The sequence below is a fragment of the Sphingomonas astaxanthinifaciens DSM 22298 genome (assembly GCF_000711715.1).
GTDB lineage: Bacteria > Pseudomonadota > Alphaproteobacteria > Sphingomonadales > Sphingomonadaceae > Sphingomicrobium > Sphingomicrobium astaxanthinifaciens_A.
Window position 1 is genome coordinate 88,355 of record NZ_JONN01000001.1, and the last position, 17,057, is coordinate 105,411.

At 68.9% G+C, this 17,057-nt stretch carries 13 protein-coding genes; 11 read left to right on the plus strand and 2 right to left on the minus strand.

Annotated features, from left to right (window positions below; translation table 11 throughout):
- Positions 1 to 26: 26 nt before the first annotated feature.
- Entirely contained in the window at positions 27 to 2,588 is a 2,562-nt protein-coding gene (locus tag BS69_RS0100460) for an Rne/Rng family ribonuclease (protein WP_029940025.1), read from the minus strand.
- A gap of 351 nt (positions 2,589 to 2,939) precedes the next feature.
- On the opposite strand from BS69_RS0100460, the gene BS69_RS0100465 reads away from it, so the two are divergent.
- From BS69_RS0100465 to BS69_RS13435, 9 genes are all read left to right on the plus strand, one after another.
- Complete coding sequence (locus BS69_RS0100465) at positions 2,940 to 3,818, plus strand: N-acetylmuramoyl-L-alanine amidase family protein (RefSeq protein WP_051676371.1); 879 nt, start codon at positions 2,940 to 2,942, stop codon at positions 3,816 to 3,818.
- A 58-nt stretch (positions 3,819 to 3,876) separates the two neighbouring features.
- On the plus strand, positions 3,877 to 6,459 hold the full coding sequence (locus BS69_RS0100470) for a penicillin-binding protein 1A (protein WP_029940027.1): 2,583 nt from the start codon (positions 3,877 to 3,879) through the stop codon (positions 6,457 to 6,459).
- Between the two features lie 52 nt (positions 6,460 to 6,511).
- Positions 6,512 to 7,639, plus strand: a complete 1,128-nt coding sequence (gene prfB, locus BS69_RS0100475) for a peptide chain release factor 2 (protein ID WP_029940028.1) — start codon at positions 6,512 to 6,514, stop codon at positions 7,637 to 7,639.
- 83 nt (positions 7,640 to 7,722) lie between these two features.
- On the plus strand, positions 7,723 to 8,397 hold the full coding sequence (locus BS69_RS0100480) for a class I SAM-dependent methyltransferase (protein ID WP_245605076.1): 675 nt from the start codon (positions 7,723 to 7,725) through the stop codon (positions 8,395 to 8,397).
- Complete coding sequence (locus tag BS69_RS0100485) at positions 8,394 to 8,729, plus strand: tRNA-binding protein (RefSeq protein WP_029940030.1); 336 nt, start codon at positions 8,394 to 8,396, stop codon at positions 8,727 to 8,729. The genes BS69_RS0100480 and BS69_RS0100485 overlap by 4 nt, the downstream gene beginning before the upstream one ends.
- An 82-nt stretch (positions 8,730 to 8,811) precedes the next feature.
- The gene (gene sppA, locus BS69_RS0100490) at positions 8,812 to 10,677 is read left to right on the plus strand and encodes a signal peptide peptidase SppA (RefSeq protein ID WP_051676373.1); all 1,866 of its coding nucleotides are present in this window, start codon (positions 8,812 to 8,814) and stop codon (positions 10,675 to 10,677) included.
- 260 nt (positions 10,678 to 10,937) lie between these two features.
- A complete protein-coding gene (gene rpsA / locus BS69_RS0100495; RefSeq protein WP_029940032.1) occupies positions 10,938 to 12,647 on the plus strand; it encodes a 30S ribosomal protein S1 in 1,710 nt (569 codons plus the stop codon).
- Between the two features lie 204 nt (positions 12,648 to 12,851).
- Positions 12,852 to 13,148, plus strand: a complete 297-nt coding sequence (locus BS69_RS0100500; protein ID WP_029940033.1) for an integration host factor subunit beta — start codon at positions 12,852 to 12,854, stop codon at positions 13,146 to 13,148.
- 92 nt (positions 13,149 to 13,240) lie between these two features.
- Complete coding sequence (locus BS69_RS13435; RefSeq protein WP_156956775.1) at positions 13,241 to 15,100, plus strand: sensor histidine kinase; 1,860 nt, start codon at positions 13,241 to 13,243, stop codon at positions 15,098 to 15,100.
- Between the two features lie 18 nt (positions 15,101 to 15,118).
- Here BS69_RS13435 and BS69_RS0100510 read toward each other — a convergent pair whose 3' ends face one another.
- Complete coding sequence (locus BS69_RS0100510; protein ID WP_029940034.1) at positions 15,119 to 15,913, minus strand: thymidylate synthase; 795 nt, start codon at positions 15,911 to 15,913, stop codon at positions 15,119 to 15,121.
- A gap of 162 nt (positions 15,914 to 16,075) precedes the next feature.
- Between BS69_RS0100510 and BS69_RS13440 the strand changes: the two genes are divergently transcribed.
- Positions 16,076 to 16,474, plus strand: a complete 399-nt coding sequence (locus BS69_RS13440; RefSeq protein ID WP_051676377.1) for a JAB domain-containing protein — start codon at positions 16,076 to 16,078, stop codon at positions 16,472 to 16,474.
- A 385-nt stretch (positions 16,475 to 16,859) separates the two neighbouring features.
- On the plus strand, positions 16,860 to 17,033 hold the full coding sequence (locus tag BS69_RS14070) for a hypothetical protein (protein WP_156956776.1): 174 nt from the start codon (positions 16,860 to 16,862) through the stop codon (positions 17,031 to 17,033).
- Positions 17,034 to 17,057: the final 24 nt, after the last annotated feature.

Sequence of the window (17,057 nt, forward strand, 5' to 3'; positions counted from 1 at the left end):
CCGGGGTCCCGCTCCTGTCACTCCGATCAGCCGAAGGTCCGCGACCACCAGCCCTTGCGGCTGCCGGTCGGCGCGGCGTCGCTCGGGGCCTCGACGGCCGCGACGGGCTCGGCCTCGGGCTGCGGCTCGGCCGCCGGCTCGGCCGCAATGGCGGCTTCCTCGGCGACCGGTTCGGCGACCGGCTCGACCTTCTTGGCGCGCGAGCGGCGCTTGGGCTTGGGCTTCTCCTCGGCGGCCAGAGCCTCCTCGGCGGGCGCTTCGGGCGCGGCTTCCTCGATCACAGGCGCGGGCGCGGCGGCCTCGGCGGCGGTATCGGCCTTGCGGGCGCGCGGGCGACGACGGGCCTTGGGCTTCTCCTCGGCCTCGACCTCGGCTTCGGGCTCCGCCTCGGTAGCAACCGGTGCGGGATCCTCGCTCGGGACCGGCTCGACCATCGGGGCCTCGCCGGCCTCGGGGGCGAGTTCGCCACCCTCGGCCTCGGTCTCGCCGTCACGATCGCGGCCACGACCCCGGCGGCGGCCACCGCGACGGCCGCGACGCTTGCGCTGCTCGTCGCTGTCGGCCTGGACCTCGCCGTCATTCTCGGGCTGCTCGTCGGCACCGTCCTCGTCGGTGTCGGAAGCCGATCCCTCCGGCTCGGCCTGGCCGTCCTCGGCGCCTTCACCATCGCGACGACGGTTGCGGCCACCGCGACGACGGCGACGGCGGCGGCGGCCGTTGCGGTCCTCGCCCTCGCCACGCTCACCGCGCTCCTCGCCTTCGTCCTCGTCCTCGGCGACCCCTTCCTCGAACTCCTCCTCGTCGATCTCGGGCTCATCCTCTTCGATTGGGCGGGGAGCGGGGGCGGCACGGACCGGCGCGACCGGGCGCGGCCCTGAGCTTTCGACCGCCATGCGGGCGCCTTCGAGGCTCGGATCGACCAGCACCTCGATGGTCACGCCGTAACGCGCCTCGATGTCGGCCAGCTCGGCGCGCTTCTTGTTGAGGACATAGACGGCCGCCTCGGCGCCGGCGCGCAGGCACACCTTTTCGCCGCGGCCGCGGGCCGCTTCATCCTCGATCATGCGGAGCGCGCTGAGGCCCGCCGAGGCGGCGGTGCGCATCAGGCCGGTGCCGTCGCAGTGCGGGCAGGTCTTGGTCGAGGCCTCGAGCACGCCGGTGCGCAGGCGCTGGCGGCTCATCTCCATCAGGCCGAAGCTCGAGATGCGGCCGACCTGGATGCGCGCACGGTCGTTCTTGAGCGCCTCCTTCATCGCCTTCTCGACCTTCCGGACATGGCTGTTCTGCTCCATGTCGATGAAGTCGATGACGACGAGGCCGGCCATGTCACGCAGCCGCAGCTGGCGCGCGATCTCCTGCGCCGCCTCGAGGTTGGTCGCGTAGGCGGTCTGCTCGATATTGTGCTCGCGGGTCGAGCGGCCCGAGTTGATGTCGATCGAGACCAGGGCCTCGGTCGGATTGATGACGATGTAGCCGCCGCTCTTCAGCTGGACGAGCGGGTGGTACATGGCCGCCAGCTGGTCCTCGACGCCGTAGCGCTGGAACAGGGGAGTCGCCTCATTGTGCGACTGCACCTTCTTCACATGGCTCGGCATCAGCAGCTTCATGAAGCCGCGGGCGGCCTTGTAGCCGTCCTCGCCCTCGACCAGCACCTCGTCGATGTCCTTGTGGTAGAGGTCGCGGATCGCGCGCTTCACGAGGTCGCTGTCGCGATAGATGAGCGCGGGGGCAGAGCTGGCGAGCGTCCTCTCTCGCACCTCGTCCCACAGCCGGGCGAGATAGTCGAAGTCGCGCTTGATCTCGACCTTGGTCCGCTCGAGGCCCGCGGTGCGGACGATGAGGCCCATGGTCGAGGGGAGCTTCAGGTCGGAGATGATCGACTTCAGCCGCTTGCGGTCCGAGCCGTTCGAGATCTTCCGGCTGATGCCGCCGCCGTGCGACGTGTTGGGCATCAGCACGCAATAGCGGCCGGCGAGGCTGAGATAGGTGGTCAGCGCCGCGCCCTTGTTGCCGCGCTCTTCCTTGACGACCTGGACCAGCAGCACCTGGCGGCGCTGGATCACGTCCTGGATCTTGTAGCGACGGCGCAGATTGAGGCGCTTGCGGCGGACCTCGTCGGCGGCCTCGTCCTTGCGGTTGCGGCGGCCGCCACGGGGCGCGCGCTCGCCATCCTCAGGGTCACCCTGGCTGTCGGATTCGTCCTCGGGCTCCTCGGGACGGTCGTCGGTGCCGTCGTCCTCGTGGTGCGGGTCGAGCGGCTCGTCCTCGGCCTCGGCGCGCAGCCGTTCTTCCTCGGCGGCGTGCTCGGCCTCCTCGCGCAGCAGGGCTTCGCGATCGGCCTTCGGGATCTGGTAATAATCGGGGTGGATTTCGCTGAAGGCGAGGAAGCCGTGGCGATTGCCGCCGTAATCGACGAACGCCGCCTGGAGCGACGGTTCGACGCGGGTCACCTTGGCGAGATAGATATTACCCTTGAGCTGCTTGTGCTCGGCGGACTCGAAGTCAAACTCCTCGATCCGGTTCCCCTGGACGACGGCGACCCGGGTCTCTTCCGGGTGGCGCGCGTCGATCAGCATGCGCGTGGTCATTGAATAGTCTCCGGGCGCGCGCCCTGAACAGGGTCAGGCGGCGCGCGCGATTTACGGCCATGGCGGGCGCTTTCGGGCCCGCCGGAATGGCAATGAGATGGGGTGCGTCTGCTGCCTCGGGTTCCCCGGCGGCGATCGCCGGCAAACGCGCGTCGCTGCTCAGTTCAGCAGGCTCAACGTGCGCGTTCTTGAACTTCATGGATCAGCATCAACCTGTACGACGCCAAGGGTTCGGCCCTGTCACCAAGCCCCCGGCCTTGTCCCGCCATTGGCTCGAGCAAGCGAGCTGGCGGACAGTGCGTTCGTAGCAGCCTCCTTGCCGCCAAGCAACGGCACGCTAGGGTCGCGCCCATGGCCCCCCGAACCCGTGCACGACTGGCGATCATCGCCACTGCGATCCTGCTGCTGGCGGGGGCCGGCTGGCTGGTCCTCGGCCGCGCCCAAGGCGGCGCGACGCTGGGCCGGGCGGTGGCCGGCGAAGCGCGCGAGGGTGGGCTCAGCCTCGCCCTCAGCCCGGCGGTCGCCAATGTCCGCGTCATCGAGGCGCGGGTCCCCGGCCGCCCGCTGGTGGTGATCGATCCCGGCCATGGCGGACGCGATCCTGGCGCCCCGGGCGCGAGCGGCCGCGCGATCGAGAAGGATGTGACCCTCGTTCTCGCCCGCGACCTGCGCGACGAGCTGGCGCGGGGTGGGCGGGTCAGGATCGCGCTGACCCGCGACGGCGACGCGACGCTGACGCTCGAGGACCGGGCGGCGATCGCCCGCCGGCTCGGCGCCGATTTGTTTCTCGCCATCCACGCCGACAGCGCGCCCAATGCCAATGCGCGCGGCGCGACCTTCTATTCGCTTTCCGAAGTGGCGAGCGACGGCGACGCCGCCTTGCTTGCCGCGCGCCAGAACGGCGAGGAAGCGGTCGCGACCGAAGCCGACGGGAGTGTCCGAGCACTGCTCGCCGACCTCGCCACGCGCGACGAGATGGCGGCCTCGGCCGATTTCGCGGTCCGGCTGCTGCGCGAAGCCAAGGGGGTCGTGCCGCTCCGTCCCGAGCCGCACCGCTTCGCTGCCTTCAGGGTGCTTCGCCGGTCCGACGCGCCGGCCGTGCTGTTCGAGGCGGGCTATATGAGCAATTCGGAGGACGAGGCGATGCTTCTCGATCCCGCCCAGCGCCAGCGGATCGTCAAGGCGCTGGCCCGCGCCATCGAGGCGCAGGCGGCGGTTTCGGTCCGTTGATCGCAGCCGTGCATTCAGCGCCTTTCCCCCGCTAGCCCAAGCGAGTAGAGCCGCGAGCATGGACGCCGTTGCGACCCCGTCTTCTCCCGCCTGGCTGGACCGTCACCACCGCGCCGCGGACCGCCTCCGCACGGCTTGGGCCGAGCGCAAGTGGCTGCGCATCGCCGGCTGGGGGGTGCTCGGTCTCTACGGGCTGTTCATCCTCGTCTGGCTGTTCTTCGCCGCCGGCCTGCCCTCGAGCGAGAAGCTGCTGGCCTACCAGCCGCCGCTGCCGACCAGCATCCGCGGCTATGACGGCCAGCCGGTCGGCACCTTCGCCCGCGAGCGCCGGGTCGAGCTCGCCTATGACGAATATCCGCCGATGGTGGTGGAGGCCTTCATCTCGGCCGAGGACAAGACCTTCTTCACCCACGGCGGGATCGACTATCCGGGTCTCGTCGGCGCGGTCGGCGACTTCGCGCTCAAGAAGGCGACCGGCGGCGCCCGCGCGCGCGGCGGCTCGACCATCACCCAGCAGGTGGCGAAGGCGCTGCTTCAGGATTCGAGCTACAACGTCACCCGCAAGATCCGCGAGGCGATCCTCGCCTTCCGGCTCGAGAACGTCCTGACCAAGCAGCAGATCCTCGAACTCTACCTCAACCAGATCTTCCTCGGCCGGAACGCTTATGGCGTGCAGGCCGCGGCGCGCGCCTATTTCGACAAGGACGTCGCCGATCTGACGCTGCCCGAGGCCGCCTATCTCGCGGTGCTGCCCAAGGCGCCGTCCAACTACGACCCCGTACGCGCGACCGAGAAGGCGCTGGCCCGCCGCAACTACGTGCTGCGCGAGATGGCCAATAACGGCTACATCACCCCGGCGCAGCGCGACGCCGCGGCGGCGACCCCGCTCGGGACCATCCGCTATGGCTCCAATGCCAAATTCCGCGAGGTCGGCGGCTATTTCACCGAGGAGGTCCGGCGCGAGCTCCTCAAGAAATATGGCGAGGACGCCAAGGCCGGCCCGAACAGCGTCTATGCCGGGGGCCTGTGGGTCCGGACCTCGATGAACCCGGTGATGCAGGACGCCGCCGCCGAGGCGCTGCGCGAGGGCCTCGCCCGGTTCGACGGGGGCCGCGGCTGGCGCGACACCGGGCTCAGCGTCGACATCGCCGGCGACTGGCGCGCGGCGCTCGACCGGGCGCCGCTCGGCACCGGTTTCCCCGACTGGCGCAAGGCCGTCGTTCTCGACAAGGGCGCCTTCTCGGCGCGGATCGGGTTCACCGACGGCTCGAGCGGCGACCTGCCCGCCGGCAATGCCGTCATGCCCAAGCGCGGCGGCGGCGGCAGCGCCTGGTCGAACCTGCGCGAGGGCATGGTCATCATCGTCAAGAACGTCGGCGGCTCGACCTATGCGATCCGCTCGATCCCCGAGATTGGCGGCGGGTTCATCGCCGAGGAGGTCCGCACCGGCCGCGTCCTCGCGATGCAGGGCGGGTTCGACAATATCGGCGCGAGCTACAATCGCGCGACCCAGGCGCTCCGCCAGCCCGGTTCGACCTTCAAGCCGATCGTCTATTACACCGCCTTCGCCAACGGCATGACGCCGGCGAGCATCATCGACGACGCGCCCTTCTGCGTCTGGCAGGGCGCGGGCCTTGGCAACAAGTGCTTCAAGAATTTCGACGCGGGCTATGCGGGTCCCAAGACCCTGCGCTGGGGCGTCGAGCAGTCGCGCAACCTCATGACGCTGCGCGCCGCTTCCCAGACCGGCATGGCCAAGGTCACCGACACCGCGCGCCGCCTCGGCGTCGGCGACTATCCCAATTATCTGTCGATCTCGCTCGGCGCGGGCGAGACCACGGTGATGAAGCTCACCAATGCCTACGCGATCCTCGCCAATCACGGCCGCGCGCTGACCCCGACGCTGATCGACTATGTCCAGGACCGCGACGGCAAGGTCATCTTCCGCACCGACAATCGCTGCGCGGTGATGGAAGGGCGCTGCAACGCGCCCGACTGGGACGGCGGGGCGATGCCGCGGCCGCCGAGCCGGAGCCGCCAGATCCTCGATCCGCAGGCGGCCTTCCAGATGGTCCACGTGATGACCGGCGTGATCGAGCGCGGCACCGCGACCGTGCTCCGTGACCTCAACCGGCCGCTGTTCGGCAAGACCGGCACCACCAATGGTCCGACCAACGTCTGGTTCATCGGCGGCACCCCCGATGTCGTCGCCGGCACCTATCTCGGCTACGACCAGCCGCGCTCGATGGGCGGCGCGGCGCAAGGCGGCCGGATCGCCGCGCCGATCTTCAAGCAATGGGCGCAGACCGCGTTCAAGGACGTGCCGCCGACACCCTTCGTCGCCCCCGACGGAATCCGCATGGTCCGGATCGACCGGGTCACCGGGCGGCGCGTGTTCGGCACCTTCCCGGTCCGCGAGGATCCCAAGTCGGCGGTCATCTGGGAAGCCTTCAAGCCCGAGACCGAGCCCCGGCGCACCTATCGCCCGGGCGGCGGGGCCGACACCCAGCTTGCCGCCGATACGCCGCAGCAGCGCGCCCGCGCCGCGGCACCCAAGGCCCGCGCCACCGCTGCGCCCAAGCCGCAGGCGCCCAAGCCGCAGCCCGACGACTTCTTGGCAAAGCAGGGCGGCATCTATTAGGAGCCGCGGGCCCGCTCGGCTCGAACGGTTCTGATCATCAAGGAAATGCACGATGCGCGCCGAAGCGCAGGCCCATATCGACCAGGTCAATGCCGCCACCGCGCTTCTCCGCCGGTTCCTCGACTGGGACCGCGCGCTCAAGCGGCTCGAGGAACTGAACGGCAAGGTCGAGGACCCGACCCTGTGGGACGACCCCAAGGCCGCGCAGGAAGTGATGCGTGAGCGCCGCCGGCTCGAAGAGGCGATCGCGGCCACCCGCAAGCTCGAGACCGAACTCGCCGACACGGTCGAGCTGATCGAGATGGCCGAGGCGGAGGGGGACGAGACCCTCGTCGACGACGGGGTCACTGCGCTCGCCGACCTCGCGACCCGCGCCGAACGCGACAAGGTCGCCGCGCTGCTGGCGGGCGAGGCCGACGCCAACAACAGCTATGTCGAGGTCAACAGCGGCGCCGGCGGGACCGAAAGCCAGGACTGGGCCGGCATGCTCCAGCGCATGTACAGCCGCTGGGCCGAGCGCCACGGCATGAAGGTCGAGCTAGTCGACTTCCACGCCGGCGAACAGGCCGGGATCAAGTCGGCGACCCTGCTGATCAAGGGCGAGAATGCCTATGGCAATCTGAAGGTCGAAAGCGGGGTTCACCGCCTCGTCCGGATCAGCCCCTACGACAGCAGCGCGCGCCGCCACACCAGCTTCGCTAGCGTCTGGGTCTATCCCGAAGTCGACGACGACATCGACATCGAGATCAACGAGAGCGAGCTTCGCATCGACACCTATCGTGCGAGCGGCGCGGGCGGACAGCACGTCAACACCACCGACAGCGCAGTCCGGATCACCCACATCCCGACCAACATCGTCGTCCAGTGCCAGAACCAGCGGTCGCAGCACAAGAACAAGGCCGAGGCGATGAAGCAGCTCAAGGCGCGCCTCTACGAGGTCGAGCTTCAGAAGCGCGAGGCCGAGGCCAATGCCAGCGCCGCCGCAAAGACCGACATCGGCTGGGGCCACCAGATCCGTTCCTACGTCCTCCAGCCTTACCAGCTGGTCAAGGACCTGCGCACCGGAGTCACCTCGACCGCGCCGGGCGACGTCCTCGACGGCGACCTCGACCGCTTCATGGCCGCGGCGCTCAGCCAGCGCGTGACCGGCGAGAAGGTCGACGTGGAGGACGTGGACTGATCATGTCCCTGTGCACCGTTCGTCCTGAGCGGAGTGCGAAGCACGCAGTCGAAGGACGCCCTTCGACTGCGCTCAGGGCGAGCGTGCTTGGTGGCCTGCTGGCCCTCACCGCCTGCCATTCCCAGCAACAGGCCGCCACCTTCCCCGCCGCCGGCCGTGACGTCGCGCCGATCGTCTCCGACGCCTTCTCGACCGAGGACGCCCGCGACCGGGTCGGCGAGTTCGAGGCGGTGGTCGCCGCCGCCGAGGTCAAGCGCGGCATGTCGGTCGCCGACATCGGGGCGGGGGAGGGTTATTATACCGTCCGCCTGTCGCCGCTGGTCGGGCCGCAGGGCCGGGTGCTTGCGCAGGATATCGTCCCCGAGGTCCGCGACCGGCTGGCCGAGCGCGTCCAGCGCGAGCGGCTCGACAATGTCGCGGTGCGGCTTGGCGAGCCCGCCGATCCCCGGCTGCCCCCGGCGAGCTTCGACCGCATCTTCCTCGTCCACATGTACCACGAGGTCACCGACCCTTACGCCTTCCTCTGGCACCTGTCGGGCGGGCTCAAGCCCGGCGGCGAGGTGATCGTGGTCGACGCCGACCGCGAGGTGAAGCGCCACGGGATCCCGCCCGCCCAGCTCGAATGCGAGTTCGGGAGCATCGGCCTCAAGCTCGAACGGTTCGAGCGCCTGCCCGGCGGCGACAGCTTCCTTGCCGCCTTCAAGGCCGCCGGCCCGCGTCCCGCGCCGGCCGCGCTCAAGCCCTGCACCAAGCCATGACCATCGCCTTCGACGACTTCCTCGCGGTCGAGATCCACGCCGGCACCGTCATCGCCGCCGAGCCCTTTCCCGAGGCCCGCAAGCCCGCCTTCAAGCTGACCATCGACTTCGGGCCGGCCATCGGCATCCGCCGCAGCTCGGCCCAGATCACCGCGCTCTACACGCCCGAAGCGCTCGTCGGCCGGCAGGTGATTGCCGTCACCAACTTCCCGCCGCGTCAGATCGGGCCGTTCATGAGCGAAGTGCTGGTGCTGGGTCTGAGCGACGCCGAAGGCCGCATCTCGCTCCTCGCCCCCGACCACCCGGTCCCCGACGGGGCGCGGATGCATTGAGCCCGCTGGTCGAACAGCCGCTTCCCCTCGTCCCCGCGCTCCCCTATCTCGCGGAGGCAATTCACGAGGACGATGGACGACCATGCGCGTACTGAAAGCGATCTGGGGACTGCTGGTCGGCATCAAGGACGCGCTCGTTCTCGTCTTCCTGCTGATCTTCTTCGCCGGGCTCTACGCCCTGCTGTCGGCCCGGCCGGCGCCGTCGGTGTCCGACGGCGTGCTGGTCCTGAAGCTCAACAACGGCGTGGTCGAGCAGCCGGCCGAGCAGGATGCCTTCGCGCTCGCCGGCGGTGGCAGCGGCCCCGGGCCGCTCGCGCTGCGCGACGTTCGCGCCGCGATCCTCAAGGCCAAGAACGACGACCGGGTGAAGGCGGTCGCGCTCGACCTCGACGGCTTCTCGGCCGGACAGACCGTCGTCGCCGACCTTGGCGAAGCGCTCGACGAGGTCCGCCGCGCCAACAAGCCCGTCCTCGCTTATGCCACCGGTTATGCGGACCGCGGCTACCAGCTCGCCGCCCATGCCAGCGAGATCTGGGTCGACCCGATGGGCGGCGTCCAGCTGCGCGGGCCGGGCGGCAACAACCTCTACTTCGCCGGCCTGCTTGAAAAGCTCGGGGTGACCGCGAACGTCTACAAGGTCGGCAAGTTCAAGAGCGCGGTCGAGCCCTTCACCCGTTCGGACATGAGCCCCGAGGCGCGCGAGAATGCGCAGGCGCTTGCCGGGGCGTTGTTCGAGACCTGGCGCGACGACATCCGCAAGGCCCGGCCGAAGGCCAATCTCGACCAGGCGCTGGGCCAGCCGGTGCAGCTGGTCCAGGCGGCCGGTGGCGACTTCGCGGTCGCGTCGCAGAAGGCGGGGCTGGTCGACAAGCTCGGCGACAAGCGCGCCTTCGCCGCGCGCCTCGCCGCGATCGGCGGGAGCGACGACAAGGTGCCCGGCGGGTTCAAGGCGATCCGCCTCGACCGCTACATTGCCTCCGAGGTCCGCTCCGAGAACGCCAGCGGGCCGATCGGGGTGGTCACCGTCGCCGGCAACATCGTCGACGGCAAGGCGCCGCTCGGCACCGCCGGGGGCGACAGCATCGCCGAGGCGATCGAGAAGGGGCTGCGCAACGACAAGATCAAGGCGCTGGTGGTGCGGATCGACTCGCCCGGCGGCTCGGCCCTCGCCTCCGAGCGGATCCGCCAGGCCCTGCTCGCCGCGCGCGAGAAGAAGATCCCGGTCGTCGCCTCGATGGGCAATGTCGCGGCCTCGGGTGGCTATTGGGTGTCGACCGCGGCCCAATATGTGTTCGCCGAGCCCTCGACCATCACCGGGTCGATCGGTGTGTTCGGGATTCTGCCGAGCTTCCAGGGGTCGCTCGCCAAGCTCGGGATCAGCGCCGATGGCGTCACTACCACCCCGCTGTCGGGCCAGCCTGACCTGTTTAAGGGCATCTCGCCCGAGGCCGGCCAGTTGATCCAGCTCGGGGTCGAGAGCACCTACGGCAAGTTCCTGACCATCGTCGGCGAGGCCCGCCGCAAGACCCCGCAGCAGGTCGATGCGATCGGCCAGGGCCGGGTCTGGTCGGGCGGGCAGGCGCGCCAGCTCGGCCTCGTCGACCAGTTCGGCGGGCTGGACGAGGCGATTCTCAAGGCGGGCGACCTCGCCGGGCTCGCCAAGGACGACCGAGCAGTGACCTGGCTCGACCGCAAGAAGGGCTGGCGCTCCGAGCTCGCCGGCCTCCTTCGCGACGACGACAGCACCGAGGAGAACGACCCCTTCGCCAGCCTCCGCACCAGCCCCGAGACGCTGGTCGCGACGGCGGTGCACGAGGCCGAGCTGCTCGTCTCGGGTCCGACCATCCAGGCCCGCTGCCTCGAATGCGGGCCGGCCGACCCCGTCCCGGCGGTCGCGGCGGGCAAGCGGACGGGCTGGCTCGCGACCCTGCTCGCCTTGCTCTCCTGAGCATCTTGCGCTAGGGGCGCGCTCGTCGTTCAGGGCGGAAACCGCCCGGACGTGCGCCGCTCAGCAGCTGTTGTCGTCCTTCACGGCCCCAAGCTCGGTCCGGCCCGCGTCCGGCCTTTCGTCCCGGCGATGCGGGTCGCGGCATGGGGTCGCGGCGCGCTCTGACCCAACGCTTGCCAGGTCCGCCTGATGGAAAGCCGGCCCTTTTCGGTCCGGCTGGCGGCATACCGACCGAGCACGAAAAGGACGTACCCATCATCATGGCCACTGTCGCCAATCCCACTCGTGACGATTTCGCCGCGCTCCTCAACGAGAGCCTCGGCGGCGAGAACGAGGCCTTCGAAGGCCGCGTCGTCATCGGCACCGTCACCGGCATCGAGAACGACCTCGCGGTCATCGACGTCGGCCTCAAGAGCGAGGGCCGCGTGCCCCTGCGCGAGTTCGCCGCCCCCGGCCAGAAGGCCGAACTGAAGGTCGGCGACCAGGTCGAAGTCTATGTCGACCGCGTCGAGAATTCGCAGGGCGAAGCCATGCTCAGCCGCGACCGCGCCCGCCGCGAAGCCGCCTGGGACAAGCTCGAGGGCGAGTTCGCCGAAGAGAAGCGCGTCGAGGGTGTCATCTTCGGCCGCGTCAAGGGCGGCTTCACCGTCGACCTCGGCGGCGCCGTCGCCTTCCTTCCGGGCAGCCAGGTCGACATTCGCCCGGTCCGCGACGTCCAGCCGCTGATGGACATCCCGCAGCCGTTCCAGATCCTCAAGATGGACCGCCGCCGTGGCAACATCGTCGTGTCGCGCCGCGCCATCCTCGAAGAGACCCGCGCCGAGCAGCGCTCGGGCCTGATCCAGAGCCTGGCCGAGGGCCAGATCATCGAGGGCGTGGTCAAGAACATCACCGACTACGGCGCCTTCGTCGACCTCGGCGGCATCGACGGCCTGCTGCATGTCACCGACATCAGCTACAAGCGCGTCAATCACCCGAGCGAAGTGCTCAACATCGGTGACACGGTGAAGGTGCAGATCATCCGCATCAACCGCGACACCCAGCGCATCAGCCTCGGCATGAAGCAGCTCGAGAGCGATCCGTGGGAAGGCGCCACCGCCAAGTATCCGGTCGGCGGCGTGTTCCAGGGCCGCGTCACGAACATCACCGAATATGGTGCGTTCGTCGAGCTCGAGCCGGGCATCGAGGGCCTCGTCCACGTCTCGGAAATGAGCTGGACCAAGAAGAACGTCCACCCTGGCAAGATCGTCAGCACCAGCCAGGAAGTCGACGTCAAGGTCCTCGAGGTCGACGGCGAGAAGCGCCGCATCAGCCTCGGCCTCAAGCAGGCCCAGACCAACCCGTGGAACGACTTCGCCGAGAAGCACCCGGTCGGCAGCCAGGTCGAGGGCGAAGTCAAGAACGCCACCGAGTTCGGCCTGTTCATCGGTCTCGACGGCGACGTCGACGGCATGGTCCACATGTCGGACATCGCCTGGGGCGTGTCGGGAGAGGAAGCGCTGCAGCTTCACCGCAAGGGTGAGACCGTCCAGGCGGTCGTGCTCGACGTCGACGTCGAGAAGGAGCGCATCAGCCTCGGCATGAAGCAGCTGGAGCGCGGCGGTGTCGCGGCCGGCGGTGCCACGGGCGGCGACGGCGCGCGCAAGGGCGAGGTCAAGACCGTGACAGTGCTCGAAGTCATGGACGGTGGCCTCACCGTGCAGGTCGGCGAGGATGGCCCGACCGGCTTCATCAAGCGCTCGGATCTCGGCCGCGACCGCGACGAGCAGCGTCCGGAGCGCTTCCAGGTCGGCCAGAAGTTCGACGCCATGGTGACCGGCACCGACCGCTCCAAGAAGCCGACCTTCTCGATCAAGGCGATGCAGATCGCCGAAGAGAAGCAGGCGGTGGCGCAGTACGGCTCGTCCGACAGCGGCGCGTCGCTCGGCGACATCCTCGGCGCGGCACTCGAGCGCGCCAACAAGAAGTAAGCCTCAAGCGGGGCCCCTCCTGACAACCGGAGCGGGCCCCGCCGGTTTTCCGGCCCTCGCGCCCCGTCGACGGCGAGCGGTCCGATTGCTTCGGCAAACGGCGTTTCTCCAGTCCTCGCGGGCACTTGCGGTCGGGTTCAACATCTGACAGCTTGGCCGTGCGGTTGGGGAGCCGTTTCGGGGAAGCACAAGCGGGGACGAAGAATGATCCGGTCGGAACTGGTGCAGAAGCTCTGCGACGACTTTCCCGATCTCACCCAGCGTGACATCGAGCTGATGGTCACGGGTCTGTTCAACGAGATCACCGCCCAGCTCGCCCGCGGCGGCCGCGTCGAACTGCGCGGCTTTGGCGCCTTCAGTACCCGCCAGCGCGATGCGCGCACCGGCCGCAACCCGCGCACCGGGGAGCAGGTCGCCGTCGACGCCAAGAAGGTGCCCTATTTCAAGCCCGGCAAGGAAATGCGCGAGCGGCTGAACCTCGGTGAAGTCACCGCCGAATAGTCGGCCCGCCGACGCTGGCGGTCAGATTTTTCGCTGATTACGGGTCTTCGTGCCGCTTGATCGCGGACGTGTGATTCTGCAACGTGGCCGCGATGACCAACGCGGACAGCCTTGCCCGCCGAATCGCGGAGCTGGAATCGGAAGTCGCCGAGCTGCGCGCAGAGCGTGCCGCCGCGGCCGACGACGGGGCGATGCTCAAGACCCTGATCGAGGAACTCGGCCGGCGCCGTGCGGTGGAAGAGCAACTCCGCCAGGCCGAGGAGTGGCTGACCCTCGCGCAGGAGGCCGGGCGGGTCGCCGCCTACACCTTCGACTTCCGCACCGGGAGGCTCGACTGGTCGCCCTCGACCATGGCCCTCTACGGTTTCCCGCAGGGCGAGCAGCCGACGCTCGAGCGCTGGCTCGGTGCGATCCATCCTGACGATCGCCCCGCGGTCCAGGCGGTGGCCGAATCGGCGCTCCAGCATTTCGGCGATGTCGACCAGCGCTTCCGCCTGCTTCGCGCCGACGGCAGCATCCACTGGATCCAGGACCGCGGCCGGATCCATTTCGACGACGAAGGCAGGCCGGTCCGGTTGGTCGGGATCAACATCGACGTGACCGAACTGGTCGAGCTCGAACGGCGCGCGACCGAGCAGGGCGAGCGCCTGCGCCTCGCGCTTGCCGCCGGCCGCAACGCCTGCTGGGACTGGGACGTCGCGACCGGCCAGGTCACCTGGGACACCCAGCTCAACGCGCTCACCGGGGTCGCCGACTTCGGCGGGTCGTTCGAAAGCTTCTGGGCGCTCGTCCATGACGACGACAAGCCGCGGGTGCAGGCCGCGCTCGATCGCGCGCTTGGCACCGCCGAGGATTATTCCGTCGAGTTTAGGATGAAGCGGCCCGACGGCAGCGTCCGCTGGACCTTCACCCAGGCCAAGGTCGTCTGCGACGAGCAGGGCCGCCCGGTTCGGCTGGTCGGGGTCGACAGCGACATCACCGAATCGAAGATCGCGCAGAATGCCCTGCTCGAGAGCCGGCTGTTCCTGATGTCGGTGCTGGGCGCCTCGCCCGACTGCATCAAGGTCATCGAGGCCGACGGAACGCTCAGCTACATGAACGCCAACGGCCAGGCGGTGATGGAGATCGGCGACTTCTCCGCGGTCGCCGGTCGGCCGTGGGTCGAATTGTGGCCCCAGGAATCCGCGCCCCTCGTCCGCGACGCGCTGGCAACGGCGCTCGGCGGTAGGCGGTCGCGCTTCGAGGGACCCTGCCCGACGGCCGCAGGCACTTCGAAATATTGGGACGTCTCGGTGTCGCCCATTTTCGGCGAGGACGGCAGCATCGATCGGATCGTGTCGATTTCCCGCGATGTCACCGACCGGCGCCATGCCGAGGAGCAGTTGCGCCTGCTCAATGCCGAACTCCATCACCGGATCATGAACCTGCTCGCGACGGTCCAGGCGCTGTCGCGCGCGACCCTGCGCGCCAGCAGCGATCCGCACGCCTTCGACCGGGCGTTCTCGGGCCGGCTCGAAGCCTTGGGCCAGACCTACACGCTGCTGCGCGCCCAGAGCGACGAGGCGAGCCTTGGCGACCTTGTCGAGGCCGAGCTCCGGCCGTTCGGCGACTTTTCCGACCAGCTGCGCTTTTGCGGGACCGAGATCCTGTTGTCGTCGAGCACGGCGGTGTCGATCGGAATGATCCTTCACGAGCTCGCCACCAACGCATCCAAATATGGCGCGCTTGCCCATGACGGGGGCACGCTCGGCGTCGAATGGCGTCGGGATGGCGACATGGTGGTGCTGCGCTGGGAAGAGCGCATGGCGCCGGCGGTGAAGGACGCCAGCAAGCCGGGTGGCGGCTTCGGGTCGACCCTGATCGACCGGCTGGTGCGGCAGCTGCGGGGGACCATCGCGCGCGACTGGATCGACCGGGGCCTGACCGTCGAGCTGCGCTTCCCGAATTGCTGAGCGGGGGCTGGGGGTTCCTCAGACCGCGACGGGCGCCGCGATATGCGGGTGGGGATCGTAGCCGACCACCTCGAAATCCTCGAGCTCGTAGCCGAACAGGTCCTGGCCCCGGTCCTTGATCCGCAGCTGGGGGAGAGGGCGGGGGTCGCGGCCGAGCTGCAGCCGCGCCTGCTCGAGGTGATTGGAATAAAGGTGCACGTCGCCCCCGGTCCACACGAAGGTCCCCGGCTCCAGCCCGCATTCGCGCGCGAGCATGTGGGTCAGCAGCGCATAGGACGCGATGTTGAAGGGCACGCCGAGGAAGAAGTCGGCGCTGCGCTGATAGAGCTGGAGGTTGAGCCGCCCGGCCGCGACCTGCGTCTGGAACAGGCAGTGGCAGGGGGCGAGCGCCATGCGCCCGATCTCCCCGGGGTTCCAGGCGGTGACGATCTGGCGCCGGCTGGCCGGATCCTTGCGGATCAGCGCGACCAGCTCCCGGATCTGGTCGATGTGGCGCCCGTCGGCCGTTTCCCAGTCGCGCCACTGCTTGCCGTAGACGGGACCGAGATCGCCATGCTCGTCGGCCCATTCGTCCCAGATGCTGACCTTGCGCTCCTGCAGCCAGCGGACATTGGTGTCGCCGTTCAGGAACCACAGAAGTTCGACGATGATCGAGCGCAGGTGGAGCTTCTTGGTGGTCACCAGCGGGAAGCCCTGGCCAAGGTCGAAGCGCATCTGCGCGCCGAACAAAGAGAGGGTGCCGGTGCCGGTGCGGTCGTCCTGCGCGACCCCCTCGTGGAGGATCTTCGCCATGAGTTCGTGATAGACCTGCATCAGCCGACGCTAGCCTGAGAACGGGCGCGGCGCGAGACCCTCGGTGCGGCGAAAGCCGGGGTGTCGGCTTCGCTCCGCCGCGGAGCAGATGAGGGCAAGGCCACTCCGAAACGGACCCGACTTCGCTGGCGCAGGCCGCGCGGGACCCCTCATAGTCGCGTCATGCTTCAGCGTGCCGAATCTCCCTCTACCCTGGCCGGCGTTGAAGCGAGCCGGTCATTCTTCGCCCCCTGTTTCGCCGCCGCGCCCCGGCAGGAGCGCCTGTGGGTCGCCCATGTCGACGGCGAGGCGCAGTGCATCCACCTCGCCAGCTACGACGGCAATCCCGAGGCGAACGACCCCCCGGTGCGCGCCATCATCGGCGATGCCATCCGCCTCGACAGCGCGGGCATCGTCCTCGCGCACAATCATGTCGACGGGGTCAGCCGGCCGAGCCCGTCCGACCAGGCCGCGACCCGGGCGCTCGCCCTCGCCGCCGACGCCATCGACCTCACCCTTCTCGACCACCTCGTCTTCGCCGGAAGCGAGTGCGCGAGCTTTCGAAGGCTGGGACTGCTGTAAGGTTCGCGTCGCGACCGCTTCAGCGAGTCGCCGTCTCTTCCCAGTTTGGTAATGGCGAGATCCGAAGATTGAGGCGGGCCCTCGTCAATCAGGTCCAAACATCTCCGTATCTGCGGGCACTGACGGGCCTAACTGGCCGAAAAGCTTCGCAGCCGCGCAATGCGAGTGAGCGAACAGGGCCTGGGTCCCGTCACTCTCTTTCCACAAGCTTGAAAGGCTGAAGTGGACAGCGGCCCGGTCGGATCGCTCGATATTCTGTTCACAATAGCAGCATTGATAAGCCATTGCCGACCATCGCAGCGGCCCCAAATGTCCGCAAGAAAAGCGGACATTGACTCACGCCTTGGCGACGGGTGGAATGCGAAGTCACGCAAGGGGAGCATGGATGCGACAGTGGGTTGCGGCGGGTATCGGCGCCTTGGGCATCGCGACGTTGATGTGGGACAATGGCTTCACTGCCGCAGACTGGAACGTGTTCTCGAAGGGCTTCCTCGTCGGCGGTGTTGCGGTCGCCATCATCCTCGGCCTCTCGCGACGACACAGCGCCGCTACTTCCTAACTTCCGCAAAGGAGTCGAAAGCGG